General features: G+C 63.4%; 12 protein-coding genes. 1 reads left to right on the plus strand and 11 read right to left on the minus strand.

From position 1 onward, the window contains the following. Positions 1-47: 47 nt before the first annotated feature. From araG to FA94_RS07925, 6 genes are all read right to left on the minus strand, one after another. Complete coding sequence (gene araG / locus FA94_RS07900; protein ID WP_035548672.1) at positions 48-1,586, minus strand: L-arabinose ABC transporter ATP-binding protein AraG; 1,539 nt, start codon at positions 1,584-1,586, stop codon at positions 48-50. Positions 1,587-1,723: 137 nt separating this feature from the next. Beyond that, on the minus strand, positions 1,724-2,722 hold the full coding sequence (locus FA94_RS07905) for an arabinose ABC transporter substrate-binding protein (RefSeq protein ID WP_035548675.1): 999 nt from the start codon (positions 2,720-2,722) through the stop codon (positions 1,724-1,726). Positions 2,723-2,881: 159 nt separating this feature from the next. After that, positions 2,882-3,661 carry an SDR family oxidoreductase gene (locus FA94_RS07910; RefSeq protein ID WP_035548676.1) on the minus strand — a complete coding sequence of 260 codons (780 nt, stop codon included), beginning with the start codon at positions 3,659-3,661 and terminating at the stop codon, positions 2,882-2,884. After that, positions 3,658-4,338: a 2-dehydro-3-deoxy-6-phosphogalactonate aldolase gene (locus FA94_RS07915; RefSeq protein WP_035548679.1), complete on the minus strand. Its 681-nt coding sequence runs from the start codon at positions 4,336-4,338 to the stop codon at positions 3,658-3,660. Before FA94_RS07915 ends, FA94_RS07910 begins: the two co-directional genes overlap by 4 nt. 36 nt (positions 4,339-4,374) lie before the next feature. After that, complete coding sequence (locus FA94_RS07920) at positions 4,375-5,448, minus strand: 2-dehydro-3-deoxygalactonokinase (RefSeq protein WP_035548681.1); 1,074 nt, start codon at positions 5,446-5,448, stop codon at positions 4,375-4,377. After that, on the minus strand, positions 5,445-6,470 hold the full coding sequence (locus FA94_RS07925; RefSeq protein WP_035548684.1) for an IclR family transcriptional regulator: 1,026 nt from the start codon (positions 6,468-6,470) through the stop codon (positions 5,445-5,447). The genes FA94_RS07920 and FA94_RS07925 overlap by 4 nt, the downstream gene beginning before the upstream one ends. A 1,114-nt stretch (positions 6,471-7,584) precedes the next feature. On the opposite strand from FA94_RS07925, the gene FA94_RS37865 reads away from it, so the two are divergent. Continuing rightward, the gene (locus FA94_RS37865; RefSeq protein ID WP_081935763.1) at positions 7,585-8,037 is read left to right on the plus strand and encodes a hypothetical protein; all 453 of its coding nucleotides are present in this window, start codon (positions 7,585-7,587) and stop codon (positions 8,035-8,037) included. Between the two features lie 760 nt (positions 8,038-8,797). Here the strand turns inward: FA94_RS37865 and mtgA are convergent. The 5 genes from mtgA to mpl form a co-directional block, all read right to left on the minus strand. Then, positions 8,798-9,520, minus strand: coding sequence for a monofunctional biosynthetic peptidoglycan transglycosylase (mtgA, locus tag FA94_RS07930; protein ID WP_035548687.1), 723 nt, complete (start codon positions 9,518-9,520; stop codon positions 8,798-8,800). Positions 9,521-9,570: 50 nt separating this feature from the next. Then, the gene (gene aroE / locus FA94_RS07935) at positions 9,571-10,434 is read right to left on the minus strand and encodes a shikimate dehydrogenase (RefSeq protein WP_035548691.1); all 864 of its coding nucleotides are present in this window, start codon (positions 10,432-10,434) and stop codon (positions 9,571-9,573) included. Further along, positions 10,431-12,620 carry a ribonuclease catalytic domain-containing protein gene (locus tag FA94_RS07940; RefSeq protein WP_035548693.1) on the minus strand — a complete coding sequence of 730 codons (2,190 nt, stop codon included), beginning with the start codon at positions 12,618-12,620 and terminating at the stop codon, positions 10,431-10,433. The genes aroE and FA94_RS07940 overlap by 4 nt, the downstream gene beginning before the upstream one ends. A 256-nt stretch (positions 12,621-12,876) precedes the next feature. After that, the gene (locus FA94_RS07950; RefSeq protein ID WP_035548699.1) at positions 12,877-13,479 is read right to left on the minus strand and encodes a YqiA/YcfP family alpha/beta fold hydrolase; all 603 of its coding nucleotides are present in this window, start codon (positions 13,477-13,479) and stop codon (positions 12,877-12,879) included. Further along, positions 13,476-14,870, minus strand: coding sequence for a UDP-N-acetylmuramate:L-alanyl-gamma-D-glutamyl-meso-diaminopimelate ligase (mpl, locus tag FA94_RS07955; protein WP_035548700.1), 1,395 nt, complete (start codon positions 14,868-14,870; stop codon positions 13,476-13,478). Before mpl ends, FA94_RS07950 begins: the two co-directional genes overlap by 4 nt. Positions 14,871-15,057 lie beyond the last annotated feature (187 nt).

Below are 15,057 nucleotides of genomic sequence, written 5' to 3' on the forward strand. Positions count from 1 at the left end.
ACTCCTCCCGTTCCCCACGGGTTGCCGGACTTTCGTCCAAATGATGGTCAGGCTGCCTGCTGAGCGGCGGTCTGGGTTCCGGGTAGTGCGGTCGAGCTTTGCGGCAACGCGAGGCTCAACACAGTTTGTTCCGATGCATCTTTGCGTAACAGTTCGCCGGAAATCCGACCTTGGCGCATCACGACGATCCGGTCGGACACGCCGAGTACTTCCGGCAACTCCGACGAAATCATCACGATCGCGCAGCCGCGTTCGGCCAACTGGTAAATCACGTTATAGATTTCGTGCTTCGCGCCGACGTCGATGCCGCGCGTCGGTTCGTCGAGAATCACCACCTTCAGATCCGGCTCGGCGAGCCAGCGCGACAGAATCGCCTTCTGCTGGTTGCCGCCCGACAGAAAACGGATTTTCTGGCGACGGCTCGGCGTCTTGATCTTCAGCAGCTTGATGAAACGGTCGGCGGTTTCCGCTTCTTTCTTGCGGTCGAGGAACATGCCCGCGCGCAGATAGTGACGACGGCAACTGATGTTGATGTTCTCCGACACGGTCGCCATCGCGACAATGCCTTCTTCCTTGCGGTCTTCCGGGCACAGCACGATGCCGTGGCGAATCGCTTCGCCCGCGCTGCGCACCTTGATCGGCTTGCCGTCGAGCACGATTTCGCCGGCCTTGCGGTGATCCGCGCCGTACACCAGGTGCATCAGTTCGCTGCGGCCCGCGCCCACCAGACCGAAGAAGCCGACGATCTCGCCGCGCCGCACCTCGAAGCTGGCCGGCTGCGCGAGCGCATGGCCTTCGATCGCTTTCGCCGCGAAGCGCACTTCGCCGAGCGGCCGCGCCGAGTAGTTATAGATGTCGCTGATCTCACGCCCCACCATCTCGCTGACGATGGTGTCGCGCGTCACGCCCTCAAGCGTGGGATGCGACGCGATCTTGCGGCCGTCGCGGAAAATCGTGCAGGCGTCGCACAACTCGTAGATCTCGTCCATGCGGTGCGAGATGTAGATCATCGCGCGGTTGTCGGCGCGCAGGTCGCGCACCAGCTTGAACAGCACTTCGGTCTCGCGATGGGACAGCGAACTGGTCGGCTCGTCCAGCGCGATCACGCGCGCGTTGCGCAGCAGCGCCTTGCAGATTTCGACCATCTGCCGTTGCGCGATCGAGAGCTTGCGCAACTTCGCGTTCGGATCGAGCGCCACGCCCATCGCTTCGAGCCGTTCGCGCACGAAGCGTTTGGCTTCGCGCTTGTTGACCCAACCGAGCGAGTTCGGCAGTTGGCCGAGCAGCAGGTTTTCCGCGACCGTCAGATCGGGCACGTATTGCAGTTCCTGGTGAATCACCGCGATCCCCGCCGCGATCGACGAAGCCGCGCTGGTGAAGCGCACCTCGTTGCCGTCGATCATGACGCGGCCCGAGTCGGGCTGATATTCACCACCGAGTATCTTCAGCAGGGTCGATTTCCCTGCGCCGTTTTCGCCCATCAGGCCGTGCACCTGGCCGACGTTGACGTCGAAGGACACACCGTCGAGCGCACGCACGCCTGGAAAGACTTTGCCGATATTGTCAAAACGTAGCGTCGCTGACACTTCCGCCTCCTCTGTTTGTCTCAACTACTCATCCTGCTTATCTTGTATTGCTGCTGCCGGTGCGCCCAATCCCTGGAGAAACGACGCACCGGCAGTTCACTTCATCGCACTGCGTTTGCTGCGATTTTGCTGACGCCTTACTTCGACGCGAGGCCCATCTTTTCGCGCACGTCGGCGACGTTGTCACGCGTAGCCAGCATGCCGGTTGTCAGCGTGAGCATCGGCGGTTCCTTGCCTTGCGTGATCCAGTCGTACATCAGCGTCGAGGTTTCTTCGCCATGGCGCTTCGGGCTGATGATGACCGTGCCGTAGAAGCCCGTCGGCGTCGACTTCTTGAACTCGTTCAATGCCGAGTCCGAGCCGCCGATGCCGATACCGATCATGTTGTCCGCCTTGAAGCCGCGGCTTTCCGCTGCGCGCACCGCGCCGAGCACGCCTTCGTCGTTCAGGGCGTAGGCCACCCAGTGCTTGTATTGCGGGTTCTTCGTCAGCGCGATGTTGGCGGCGTTGAAGGCGTTTTCCGTGTCGGTCTTCGCTTGCGGCGCCATCACGATGTTCGCCTTCGGGAAGCCGGCGGCGACCAGTGCGTCGGTCGCGCCGCTGGTGCGGTCATGCGCGGTCGGCAGTTGTTCGTAGGTCACGTCGATCGCGCCGACATCCTTCATGTCCCAGCCGCGCTTCTTGATTTCCGCGGCCAGGCCGTCGCCGACCTGCTTGCCGATGTTGTACGCCGAGATGCCCATATGCGGCACCGACGCGATCGGCTTGCCCGCACCGTCGACCAGACGATCGTCCACCGTCATCATCTTCAGGCCGTCGGCCTTCGCCTTCGCGACGATGCCCGGTCCGAGCTTGACGTCGGGCGTGCAGATCACGAAGCCTTGCGCCTTCTGGGCGGCCAGGTTGTCGATTGCGCTCATCACCTTCTCGCCCGACGGCGCGCCGATCTTCACCAGCGTGAAACCCTTCTCCTTGGCGGCCATTTCGGCGAACTTCCATTCGTCCTGGAACCACGGTTCTTCCGGCTGCTTCACGAGGAAGCCGATCTTGACCGGGTCCGCCGCCTGCGCCACCGGTGCGTTGAAGAGCACACCCGTCGCCGCTGCTGCCAGCGTGAGGAAAATTCTACGTTTCATGATGCGTGTCTCCTGACTAATTAATTGATAACGAGAAGGTTATTGGCCGCGTCTTCTTGTACCGGGTATGACACACGCGGCCAGCGCGTCGTCCGGTGAACTCATTGCGCCCCAGCGCAATTTGGGTACTGCGAAACCGATGCAAAGGTGCTGCAGAAATCAGTCGTGATACAGCGCCGAGCGACCGCCATCCACGGTGATGCAACTGGCGTTGATGAACGGCGCTTCGTCCGACGCGAGAAACACTGCCGTCATTGCCACTTCTTCCGGACGACCGATGCGTTTCATCGGCTGCAGATCGAGCGTGGCCTGCTGCGCCGCCGCCGGATCGGCTTGTTCGTTCCACCAGTCATGCGTCAATTGCGTTTCGATGTAACCCGGCGCGATCGCGTTGACCCGCACATTGCGCGGCGCGTATTCGATGCCGAGCGCGCGCGTCAGGCCAATCACGCCGTGCTTCGCGACCGGGTACGGAAAGCAGCCCGGAATGATCTTGAACGAATGCGTCGACGCGATATTGATGATGCTGCCCGCGCCGCGTTCCACCATGCCCGGCAACACCGCGCGGCAACCGTTCCACACGCCGTCGAGGTCGACCGCGAAGCAGCGGCGCCAGTCGTCGTCGGTCATGGTCAGCGGGTCGCAGAACACGTTGATGCCGGCGTTGTTCACCAGCACGTCCAGTTGTTGGCCGAAGGCCTGTTCGCCCTCGCTCACCGCGTGCTGAACCGAGGCGGACTGAGTGACGTCGGTGCGCACCGCGAGCACGCGCGCGCCAGTTTGCGAGCGGATGCGTTCCGCCGTCTGCTGCGCGCTGTCGAGATCCAGCTCCGCCAGCACGACCGCCGCGCCCTCGCGGGCGAAGGCAAGCGCGATCGCCGCGCCAATGCCGCGCCCGGCGCCAGTGATCAACGCGGCTTTGCCGGCGAGCCGTGTCATTTCTTCGCCCCGGCGCGGGCAATCCGAAGACCGTTGATGAACGCCTTCGCATGCGAGCTCGTCACGGCCGCGCTCTGGCCCGGCTTGTACAGCGCGGAGCCGAGGCCGAAACCGTTCGCGCCGGCGCTAAGAAACGGCCCCATGTTGTCCGGCGTGATGCCACCGACGGGCACCAGCGGCACCTGCGCCGCGATCACCGCGCGCCATGCTTTCACGACCTGGCAGCCGAGCTGTTCGGCGGGGAACATCTTGAGCACGTCCGCGCCGTTCTTCAGCGCGATGAAGGCTTCGTTCGGCGTCGCGACGCCCGGCGAGCAGGCCATGCCTTGCGCTTTCGCGGCGATCACGACTTCCGGGTCGCTGTGCGGCATGACGATCAGCTCGCCGCCCGCCGACTTCACTTCGTTGACGAAGCTCGGATGCAGCACGGTGCCCGCGCCGACGATCGCGTCGGCCGGCAACGCCTTGCGGATCGCCGCGATGCTGTCGAACGGCTGCGGCGAATTCAACGGCACTTCGACGATGCGAAAGCCCGCTTCATAGAGCGCCTGAGCGTGGTCGGCCGCGTCGGCGGGCGTCACGCCGCGCATGATCGCGATCAGCGTACATGCCTCGAAGGCCGCGATCAGACCCGCGTGCGGCATATACGGTGCGGGCAGATTGATATGAGGTTGCATGTCGATTCCTTGTTTCGTGAGCGGCGGCGTGGCCGTTTAGCCGGCGCGTGCCGCGTGGGCGGCCGGATTGACCAGTCCCGCCTGCGAGGCGACGCGCCACAGGCCGCGCTCGGTGGCGTGCTTGACCAGTTCCGCCTGGGTGCAGCCGAATTGCGCCAGTGCGAGGCGATAGCGTTCGCACAGCGCTTCATTGCCGATCAGACGCAGGCTTTGTCCCGCGACCGAATTCTGTTGCTGCATCAGCACGGCTTCGAGGCCGGCCAGTTCGTGGCCGATCAGCAGGCCCGACAGATAGTCGGGTTGCTGTTCGCGCGACAGTTGTCCGGTGAGACCGAGCGTGCGGGTGCTGAAGATCGTGGCGAGCACACCAGCCTGACCCCGGTCGCGGGCGATTTTCACGCCATGCAGGAAGGCGGCGGTGTCCGCATGGTCCGGCGTCAGCATCGTGCGGCCGAGGATCGTGTGATCGCGCAGCGCCGCGAATACTTCGCCGGTCATGAAGGTGTGAAAACGTTCGATGCGGTTGGCTTGCACGATCGCCCATTTGGCGTGCGTGCCGGGCAGGCCGATCAGGGCGCGTTTGGCGGCGGTATCCGTGTTCGCTTCCTGGCCGAGCGCGCCGAAAATCTGCGTCTCTTCGCCGCGCATCACGTTGGGCAACTCGCCGCGTTGCAGCACGCCCGGCACGATATGCAGCGTCACGCCGCATGCCGCTTTCACTCGGACGATGCCGGCCACCAGCGCTTCGGCACTCGCCGGCGCCTCGACGTACGGCGCTTCGACCCAGTCCTGCGCGCTGCCGACCATGCCGGCTGCGATCACCGGCACGCCGGGCGCCTGCTTGAGCCACGCGCCGCAGGCGTCTTCGAAAGCCGCGTCGAAACCGCCTTGTTCAGCGGGACGCGGCAGATTCATGATGCCGGCCGTCGAGGCGTGCGTGGCCAGCACTTGACCGTTTGCGTCGAAGAGATACGCGCGCAGCGAGGTCGTGCCCCAGTCGAGCGCGATCAGCGCGGCCTGGCTGAAATTGGCCGCGACGACATCCGCCACCTCTACCGCTTGTGCGGCGACGGGAGGGTTAGCCGGTGTGGAGGAACCCGCTGACTTCATCGTTTGATCCTGCGAGTTGCGGGTTGCGGGGCACGCCAGCCGAGTTCTTCCGAGATTGCGCGCGCTTCGCGCTGCACGACCGGGATCAGTTCATCCATCCGTTCCAGCGACATATACGGAATCGTGCTCGCCACGGAAAGCGCCGCCACGACGGCGCCCGACGCATCGCGCACGGGCGCCGCGACGCAGCGGATCGATGCCTCGTTTTCTTCGAGATCGAAGGTATAGCCGCCGGCTGCGTAGCTGGTCATGCGCTGCATGAAGGTCTGCGCGTCGGGACGGTTATCCGGTTTGAAGCTGACGCCGGCGAGCGCGCGACGCGACGCGTCGAACAGCGACTTCCAGACGTCGGGCGTGAGGTCGAGCATCATCGCCTTGCCGATTCCCGTCGACGCCAGCGGCATACGGTGACCGACGCGCGAGCGCATTTCGAGGCCACGGGTGCCGGGGATTTTGTCGATGTAGAGCACGTCGTCGCCGTCGCGCACGCCGAGGTGAATCGTGTCGAGCGTTTGTTCCGCGAGCGATTCGAGATGCTGACGCGCGACCGCCGTAAGCGGCATCTGTTCGAGCGCGATGGTGCCGAGTTCGATCAGTTTCGGGCCGAGCAGATAGCCGCCTTGCACCTGACGCAGGTAGCGCGCCTGGACGAGGCTGCTGACCAGCCGATGCGTGGTGCTGCGGGTCGTGCCGAGCGCGGCGCCGAAGGTGCGCAGATCGCGTACGCCGGCGGCGGCGGCTTCGAGAATCGCGAGACCGCGGAGCAGTGTTTGTGTGCCGGCTTGTTGCGGGGTGATGTCTAGCAGCGTGCTGGGGAGGGCGATTTCGTCGGCTGCTGGGCGCTGGGTGGGCGCGGTCGCTTTTGGGCTGGCGTTTGCGCTCGCTTTTGCGTTTGCATTGCTGGCTGCGTGCGGCGGTTTGGCCGTGATCGGCTCACGCTCGGCAGCCTGCGTTCCGTGGTCGGCTGGCAGCGCCAGGTCAGCTTCGGACGCGCTCGCGGCGTGGGGCATCGCTTTGTTCATGGCGATTCGCTTTTCGATGGTTTTTTGCGCTTACAGCGCGGGGCCGGAGAGGTGGCCTGATTTGCCCGCTTTGCACGCTTTGCCACTGGCGTGGTGGGGCTGCCTTCGATTGGTTGGCATGGTTTGGTTTGTCTCCGGTTTTTTTTGTTGCTGTCGCTTGGGCGGGGACTTTTTTGTCGCCGCTGTGCGTGTTGGAGTGGATTCTAGGGCGGTTTTTGGAAAGCTCCAATATGTGAGTGCTGGATTCATATAATGGGATTTTTTGGTGCTATGGGTTCGGTTTGGGCTCGTTTTGGGCTGGGTTCTCGCGGTGTTGGCCTTTCCTTGCTTTGCTTCTGGTCTATTAGCGTTTGCCCTGTGCAGGCGGCACTCACTTTCTTTGCCGCCGCAAAGAAAGTAAGCAAAGAAAGCGGGCTCACACCGCTAATTCTTAAGCGGGTCCCCCGCACAGCCACGGTAGTGGCTCATCTGGAATCTGAGTCCTCGCACCTTCCACGCTCGTGACAAGGCCGTCATTCTTCCGGCGGCGCTGCGCGCGCCGTCGCGGTTGTTCACGCACTGCCTCTGCTAAGCGGTTCCTCGCGCAGCCACGGTAGTGGCTCATCTGGAATCTGGGTTCTCGCGCATTCCGCGCTTGTGACAAGGCCGTCATTCTTCCGGCGGCGCTGCGCGCGCCGTCGCGGTCGTTCACGCACGGCCCCTGCCAAGCGGGGTCCTCGCGCAGCCGCGGTAGTGGTGCGTCTGGAATCTGGGTTCTCGCGCATTCCGCGCCGGTGACACAGCAGTCATTCCTCCCGCCTCGCGCTGCGCGCTCGCCGGAACGGCCGGCGTCGAAACGACGTCAGTTTTCAGACAGCGGCAAGCACGCTGTCGCAAACTCTCAAGCAATCGCCATTGCGCACAAGTAACGCAGATTCAATCGGCATCGCTGATTACTTTTAACTCTGACAAGTCTGTTGAGAAATTTCGGAAATCAGGCCACTGCGCGCTATTTAGCCTGCGCGGGTGATCACTCGTCGGGCCGTAGGTTTTAGACTCGTTTTGTTGTGCATGTCACGACAAACAGGTTTCGAAGCCTGTCGCACGTGGAACTCCACAGCATTGGAGATCGCACATGAGCAAATCCCCCAAGAATTCTCGAACCGCATCACGGCCGTGTATTGACGCGATTCAGTACGAGAAACTGGCGTTATCTGCTTTCCGGCTTGTTGAACGGCAAATAGCGCAACTGAATACACTGTCGACGCTAGCGACTTCGATTTACCAGAACCCAGCCATCACGCTCGACGAAAGAACACGCCAGCGAACGCTACTCGGACTTTGGGTCGAAACCGCCGAGGAATATCGTCAAGAGGTCGAGGTGGACCGTGAGTTGTACGGCATCATCGCGCTTGATTCGAAGGGTGTTCCTCAAATGCAACTTACGGCGCGCCACGCAACGGAGCTCCTGACAAAAGCCGCGCAACAGTCATCAGAGAATAGCGAGAATACTTCTGCAACCGGTTCGATTCCGAACAAGCGAGTTCGCTCGAAAACATCATCGCGGCGTCCGGTAGTTACGCACTGAAAGTGACTCGCGGCAATTTCGTCGCGACGGAAAAAACCGCGATCATGAACCGCACTCGAAAACACAGACGGGCACGCCTTTTGGGGTGCCCGATTTGCTGAATGTGCATTGTCGCTTTCGGTATTAACGCAGCACAATTTCAAGCGCAGATTATTTGTCGTGTTGATGAAGCTACACCGCTCCGACACCGGCATTTCCGGTGCGTGAGGTGCGCCCGGACTTCTGCACGCAAAGCACGTGCATTTGCGCCGAATATAAGACGCCAAGTACATTCACGGCGCTTCGTCGAGTCGAAATCGAGAGCGCTCGCTACGCAAGCGTGGCCACTATTCCAGCGGACCGTTCCGGCGAGCGCGCAGCGCGAGGCGGGAGGAATGACTGCTGTGTCACGAACGCGGAATGCGCGAGAGCCCAGATTCCAGATGAGCCACTACCGCTGCTGCGCGAGGGCCCCGCTTAGCAGGGGCCGTGCATGAACAACCGCGACAGCGCGCGGAGCGCCGCCGGATGAATGACTGCTGTGTCACGAACGCGGAATGCGCGAGAGCCCAGATTCCAGATGAGCCACTACCGTGGCTGTGCGGGAGACCCGCTTAAGAATTAGCGGTGTGAGCCCGCTTTCTTTGCTTACTTTCTTTGCGGCGGCAAAGAAAGTAAGTGCCGCCTGCACAGGGCAAACGCTAATAGACCAGAAGCAAAGCAAGGAAAGGCAAACACCATAAAAAACACCACCAAAGCGCCGCGCAGGCAAAAACCCCGATTAATCGGGCAATTCAGCAGCGCCCATACGCCGAGCAATAACCCTGGACCGCTGCGCCAAATACCCTGACCCTCGATGCTCATCAAAATACTTAGGCTGCGGCAGCATAACCGCCAACCTGGCCGACTGCCCGGCGGTCAGCTTACTGGCCGAAGTTTTATAATAATAATGAGCCGCGGCTTCAGCCCCATAAACCCCATTCCCCCATTCAACGGAGTTGAGATAGATTTCAAATATCCGCTGCTTATCCATCAAGGTCTCGAGCATCCAGGTAATAATAAGCTCCTGCCCCTTACGGATATAACTCTTCTCCCGAGACAAAAACAGATTCCGCGCCAGCTGCTGAGTAATGGTGGAACCACCGCGAACAATCTTACCCTTGGCCTTATTCCGCTCCCAAGCCTGCAAAATAGCATCGGTTTCATAACCATTGTTATTAACAAAATTCGCATCTTCAGAAGCAATAATCGCCCGCTTCAGATTGTGCGAAATCTGTTCATACGGCACCCACGTATGCTGCAAAGCCAGATCCGGCCGATCCTGCGACAACCGCCACGCATCCGACCGCATAAAAGCCGTCGAAGAAGGATTAACGGAATTCCACACCGCAATCTGCGCGAAATAAAACGCCTGCGTCGCCAGCCACGCAATCGCCACCACCATGCCCAGATAAAACATCCATCGCACCGGACCTGGCCGGCTCACGTGGCGCGTCGCTGTCATCGTGCTTCCCGTCCTCGAATCGGTGAATTCGGCAAAGTGAACCGCCCGCCCTACGCGTGCGATGGCGCACTCAATAACACACGCAACTCGGCCAGCACCGGCGCGCCGTCAGGCCGCACGCCGCGCCACACGTAAAACGATTCGGCCGCCTGCTCGACCAGCATGCCCAACCCGTCCGCGCCGCGCGCACCTAACTTGCGCGCGTGCTCCATGAACACCGTCGGCTGCGCGCCGTACATCATGTCGTAAGCCAGCGTGCCGCTGCCAAACGCGCGGTCGTCGCACTCGGGCAACGACGCGTCCAGGCTGCCCGCCGTCGCGTTGACGATCACGTCGTAAGCGCCCGCCTCGATCGCTCGCGCGCTGCCGCCACTCAGACGGCACGCGGCGTCGCGCGCGGCCTGCGCGAACTGGTCGACCAGCGCTTCAGCCTTGGCCGCCGTGCGGTTGACGATGGTCAGCGTATGCGGCGCGCGGTCCAGCATCGGCAGCACCACGCCGCGCGCGGCGCCGCCCGCGCCCAGCAACAGAATGCGCGCGCCCTTCAGCGACACGCCAAGATTCACTTCGATGTCACGCACGAGGCCGAAGCCGTCCGTGTTGTCGCCATAAACGCCGTTTGCGTCGAAACGCAAGGTGTTCACCGCGCCCGCCGCAGCCGCGCGCGGCGACAGCGTGTCGGCGAATGCATGCGCGTCGAGCTTGAACGGCACGGTCACGTTCAGACCGCGTCCGCCCGCTTCGACAAACGCGCGCACGTGCGGCACGAACGCATCCACCGGCGCCAGCAGGTGGCCGTACTCGACCGGCTCGCCGGTCTGCGCGGCAAAGCGCCCGTGGATGAACGGCGATTTGCTGTGGCCGACCGGATTGCCGATCACCGCGTAACGATCGAGAGAATCGGTCGAGTTCATCGTCCCGGCTCCGCGATGTGCTGATCCGCGGCGGCATTGGTGGCATTGGTGGCATTGGTGGCATTGGTGGCATTGGTGGCATCGGTTGCGTCGGTCATGCCGGCGCCATCCGCGCTTTGCGCGTCGCTGTCGCCCTCGGCGCTCGCTTCGGCACCGTCGAGGTCCGCTTCGGCCTGAGCCTCGGCTTCGCCTTCGGCGCTGTCGTCCGGCGCGTCGTTGATCTCTTCTTCGCTCTCGTCGGCTTCCTCGGCTTCTTCAGCCTCGCTACCGCTCGTCACGGCCGGCGCGTCGAGCACGTGCAGCAGACGCACGGACGCTTCGACGGTCAATTCGTCGAGCGACATGACTTCCATCTGCAGACGCGTACCGCGTGCATGCACGCCGAGACCCGGCACATGCAGCAGCAACGGAATCTCTTCGAGGCGCACCAGATCGCCCTTCACCACCGACGCCACCACCTGCTTGCGGTTCTCCTGCTTCAACCAGCGCAAGCACCAGAAGTACTCCATGCGACGCTGGTGATCGGCATACGCGCTGTAGGTATCGTCGAAACCTTGCACGACGGCGAACAGATCGGCGTCCTTCGGCTTGAACGGCGCGGCCAGCTTGGCGGTCACGCCATGCTGCACGCACGCGATCAATTGCCACTGATTCACCAGGTCGACGTAACGGCGCAGCGGCGACGTGCTCCACGCGTATTGCGTGACGCCGAGGCCTTCGTGCGGCGCGGCGTTGGTCTGCATGCGGGTACGCTTCGGGCCGGTCGGCGCGCCGAACGCGCGCTGTGTGCGGTAGATGCCAGGCACGCCGTGGTCGTGCAGGTACGCGCCCCACGACGAGTTGGCGAGAATCGCCAGTTCGGCGACGATCGTGTCGAGCGGCGAACCGCGCCGACGCGGCGTGATTGTGATGTGCTCGCCTTCCACGTAAAAATTGAAGTCGGTATTGCGCTGCACCTCGCGGCGCAGACCGTAACCGGCGCGCGCGGCCTGGCGCTTTTCGAACAACGCCTGCGCGAACGGCCACAGCACGGCGATGTCGTCCTTGTGCGGATACTCGCCGGTGCCGGCGGCCAGCGCCTCTTCGGTGACGAGTTCGTCGAGCGTGTTGTGACGCAGATTGTTCTTCACGAACACGCGCTCGGCGCGCGTTTCGCTCGCGACGATCTCCTGGGTCTCACGGTTGACGATCACATACAGCGACAACGCCGGACGCAAGCCGCCCTCGGCCAGCGTGAACGCTTCGACGACGCTGTCGGGCAGCATGGTGATCTTGTCGCCCGGCATATAGACGGTGGACAGGCGTGTGCGAGCGATCTCGTCGACCTCGTCGCCACGCTGAATGCCGAGCGCCGGCGCGGCGATGTGCACGCCGATCCGCAAACGGCCGTCGGCGAGATGCTCGACGGAGAACGCGTCGTCGATTTCAGTGGTGGTGATGTCGTCGATCGAGAAGGCTTGCACGTCGGCTTCCGGCAAATCTTCCGGCAAGCTGCCGACCGTGACCGGCGGAAAACCCGTGCCGTGCGGGAAAAACTCCGACAGGAATTTCGCCTCGTGCAGCGCGCGCGCCGACGGAATCGCGCCGTTGTCGAGCATCAAACGCGCCTGCGAAATGCCGCGCGCCGCAGCGGCCGCTTCGAGCGCCTTGTATTCGATCGTGTTCTTGTCAGGCTTGGTGAGCAGCCCGAGCGCCTTGCTGCCGGTGAAACCTTCCGGCAGGCGGCCAGCCTTCAGCTCGTCTTCGTAGCCCGCTTGCACCAGCGCCTGCTGACGCTTGCGCTCGAGGCCGGCCAGCGCCATCTTCAGTTGTTCCTGCGGCGCGCGCTGATACATGCCGCGGCCCTTGCGGCGGAAGTACACCGGCGAACCATGCAGGCGCAGCACCAGAGCGGCACGCTCGATCGCACCAAAGCTTCCGCCGAAGTACTCCGCGCCCAATGCGGCGAACGGGAATTCGTCTTCCGGCGCGCACTCCCACAGGAAGTCCAGATCGATCTCCTGCGCGACGGTGTCGGCTTGTTGCATCAGCTCGGCCGCGCTCGGTTTTTCGAATTCGATCAACACGTCTTTGGCGCGCACCTTGGCACGCCGGCCGCCCGGCAACTCGACCTGAAAAGCATCGCCCTGGCGCGACAGCACGCTGCCCGCCTTGAAACTGCCCGATTCCTCGAAGAAAACGTTCACTCAATACTCTCGTTCTGACTTGCATCTGCCGGCGCGTCCGACCCGGTTCGGCGATCGGTGACTTGCGTGCGCGGCACGGCAACGTGTTCGTGGTAGTGGATCCGCGGCGCGATGCGCGCGCCGGCGGGTTGAAGCTGGGTTGAATCCTGTTGAAACTGTTTGTGCAACGCGGCAGGCGGCTTACTGTCGCACGCCGGTTCGCCGGTTCGCCGGTTCGCCGGTTCGCCGGTTCGCCGGTTCGCCGGACCGTCCAGACTCAGGCGGCCTCGCGCGGCGCCGGCGGTTCGACGTCTTCCGCGCCGCAAAAGGCCAGCACCTCATCGACGTATTGCGCGAACTCGCTGATCGCGTGGTCGCTCCCTTCGATCAGCGTAGTGCGTGCGCCCGGATAGTGCGCAAGCATTTCGCGGTAGTCGAGCACTTCGTCGCCAGTGGCCGCCATCAAATAATAGCGTTCGGGCTGCGTGATCGACGCGACACCGAGCGCGCGCAGCTCGTCCAGATGATGCGGCTCGACGACGATACTGCCGCCGCCATGCCACAACGGTTGCTCGCCGAGATAGGCGCTCAGGTCGCGCTGCGGCACCACCGCCGGGTTCAACAATACCGCCGGCCAGCCGTGTTTTTCCGCCAGATACGTGGCGAAATAGCCGCCGAGCGAACTGCCGATCACCGTGACGCGCTTCGTGCCGGCCGCGGCCACCAGCGATTCGACCAGCGCCACCGTCTCAAGCGGCGACACCGGCAGCATCGGGCAGCACCATTCGTCGCTACGACCCAGTTCGACCAGACGCGCCGCCAGCACGCGCGCCTTGAACGAATTGGGCGAAGAACGGAAACCGTGCAGATAAAGAATCACGAAGCGCCTCGCGCGGAAAGAGCGTCGAGCAGTTTCTGATGCACGCCGCCGAAGCCGCCGTTGCTCATCACCAGAATCTGGTCACCGGGGCGCGCGGCGTGAACCACGGCTTTGACCAGCGCGTCCAGATTGTCGAAAGCCTGCGCCTTGCCGCCGAGCGGCGCGAGCGCCTCGCCGAGGTTCCAGCCGAGCGCGTCGCGACCGGCGGCCGCGCCGTAGCCGAATACGAGGTCGGCGTCGGCAAGGCTGGCCGGCAATTGCGCTTTCATCACGCCCAGCTTCATGGTGTTCGAGCGCGGCTCCAGCACGGCCAGAATCCGCGTATTGTCGCGGCCGACGCGCGCGCGCAAGCCGGCCACGGTCGTATCGATCGCGGTGGGATGATGCGCGAAGTCGTCGTACACGGTCACGCCGTCGACGCTGCCGCGCACTTCCATGCGGCGCTTCACGTTGCGAAAGCTCGCCAGCGACTGCGCGGCCTGCGCCGGCGGCACGCCGACATGGCGCGCGGCGGCGATCGCGGCCAACGCATTCATGCGGTTATGTTCGCCCTGCACCTGCCACTCGACCACGCCGACGCGCGCGCCCTTGTGATACACGGCGAAACGCTCGTCGACCGGCACGCCGTCTTCCGCCGGCAGGGTTTCCCAGCCGCCCTGCACGCCGAAACGCTCCACTTCGCTCCAGCAACCGCGCGTCAGCACACGCTCCAACGCGTCTTCACGGCCGTTCGTCACAACCCGGCCGATGCCGGGCACCGTGCGGATCAGGTGATGGAACTGCGTTTCGATCGCGGCGAGATCCGGGAAGATATCAGCGTGATCGAACTCCAGATTGTTCAGCACCGCGGTCTTGGGGCGGTAATGGACGAACTTCGAGCGCTTGTCGAAGAAGGCCGTGTCGTACTCGTCGGCCTCGATCACGAAGAAACTCGAATCGGTCAGCCGCGCCGACACACCGAAATTCAACGGCACGCCGCCGATCAGGAAGCCCGGATTGAGGCCGGCGTCTTCGAGCAGCCAGGTCAGCATGGAACTGGTGGTGGTCTTGCCGTGCGTGCCGGCCACCGCCAGCACCCATTTGCCGTTCAGCACATGCTCGCCGAGCCACTGCGGACCGGACACATACGGCAGGCCGCGGTCGAGAATCGCTTCCATGAGCGGGTTGCCGCGCGAGACCACGTTGCCGATCACGAACAGATCCGCGTTCAGGCCGTTCAACTGGTCGGCGTCGTAACCCTCGATCAGGCCGATGCCCTGCGCCTCGAGCTGCGTGCTCATGGGCGGATAGACGCCGGCGTCGCAGCCCGTCACGGTATGACCCGCTCCGCGCGCGAGAACCGCGAGACCGCCCATGAACGTGCCGCAGATACCGAGGATGTGGATGTGCATAAGCCTGTCGTGCCGCGCGGGCGTTTTTTGCGTGGGATGGGAGTGCAGAAGAACGGCCGGAACGATGCCGAAGCGACCGTCTGCGAAGGACGCTATTGTAACCGACGGCTCCCGATCGCCCTATGCGGGGCCGGCCGTTCGGCCAGCATCGGGGCGTAGCGCCCGGTGGCGGAAAGTCGCGCCATCA

The sequence above is a fragment of the Burkholderia sp. 9120 genome, assembly GCF_000745015.1.
Taxonomy (GTDB): Bacteria; Pseudomonadota; Gammaproteobacteria; order Burkholderiales; family Burkholderiaceae; genus Paraburkholderia.

What these genes read in the sequence shown, in the direction of transcription:
- FA94_RS07915 (WP_035548679.1), bottom strand. Translation starts at nt 4,338, where the DNA reads ATGCAACCTCATATCAATCTGCCCGCACCGTATATGCCGCACGCGGGT.
- FA94_RS37865 (WP_081935763.1), top strand. Translation starts at nt 7,585, where the DNA reads ATGAGCAAATCCCCCAAGAATTCTCGAACCGCATCACGGCCGTGTATT.
- aroE (WP_035548691.1), bottom strand. Translation starts at nt 10,434, where the DNA reads ATGAACTCGACCGATTCTCTCGATCGTTACGCGGTGATCGGCAATCCG.
- mpl (WP_035548700.1), bottom strand. Translation starts at nt 14,870, where the DNA reads ATGCACATCCACATCCTCGGTATCTGCGGCACGTTCATGGGCGGTCTC.
- FA94_RS07910 (WP_035548676.1), bottom strand. Translation starts at nt 3,661, where the DNA reads ATGACACGGCTCGCCGGCAAAGCCGCGTTGATCACTGGCGCCGGGCGC.
- FA94_RS07920 (WP_035548681.1), bottom strand. Translation starts at nt 5,448, where the DNA reads ATGAAGTCAGCGGGTTCCTCCACACCGGCTAACCCTCCCGTCGCCGCA.
- mtgA (WP_035548687.1), bottom strand. Translation starts at nt 9,520, where the DNA reads ATGACAGCGACGCGCCACGTGAGCCGGCCAGGTCCGGTGCGATGGATG.
- FA94_RS07925 (WP_035548684.1), bottom strand. Translation starts at nt 6,470, where the DNA reads ATGAACAAAGCGATGCCCCACGCCGCGAGCGCGTCCGAAGCTGACCTG.
- FA94_RS07905 (WP_035548675.1), bottom strand. Translation starts at nt 2,722, where the DNA reads ATGAAACGTAGAATTTTCCTCACGCTGGCAGCAGCGGCGACGGGTGTG.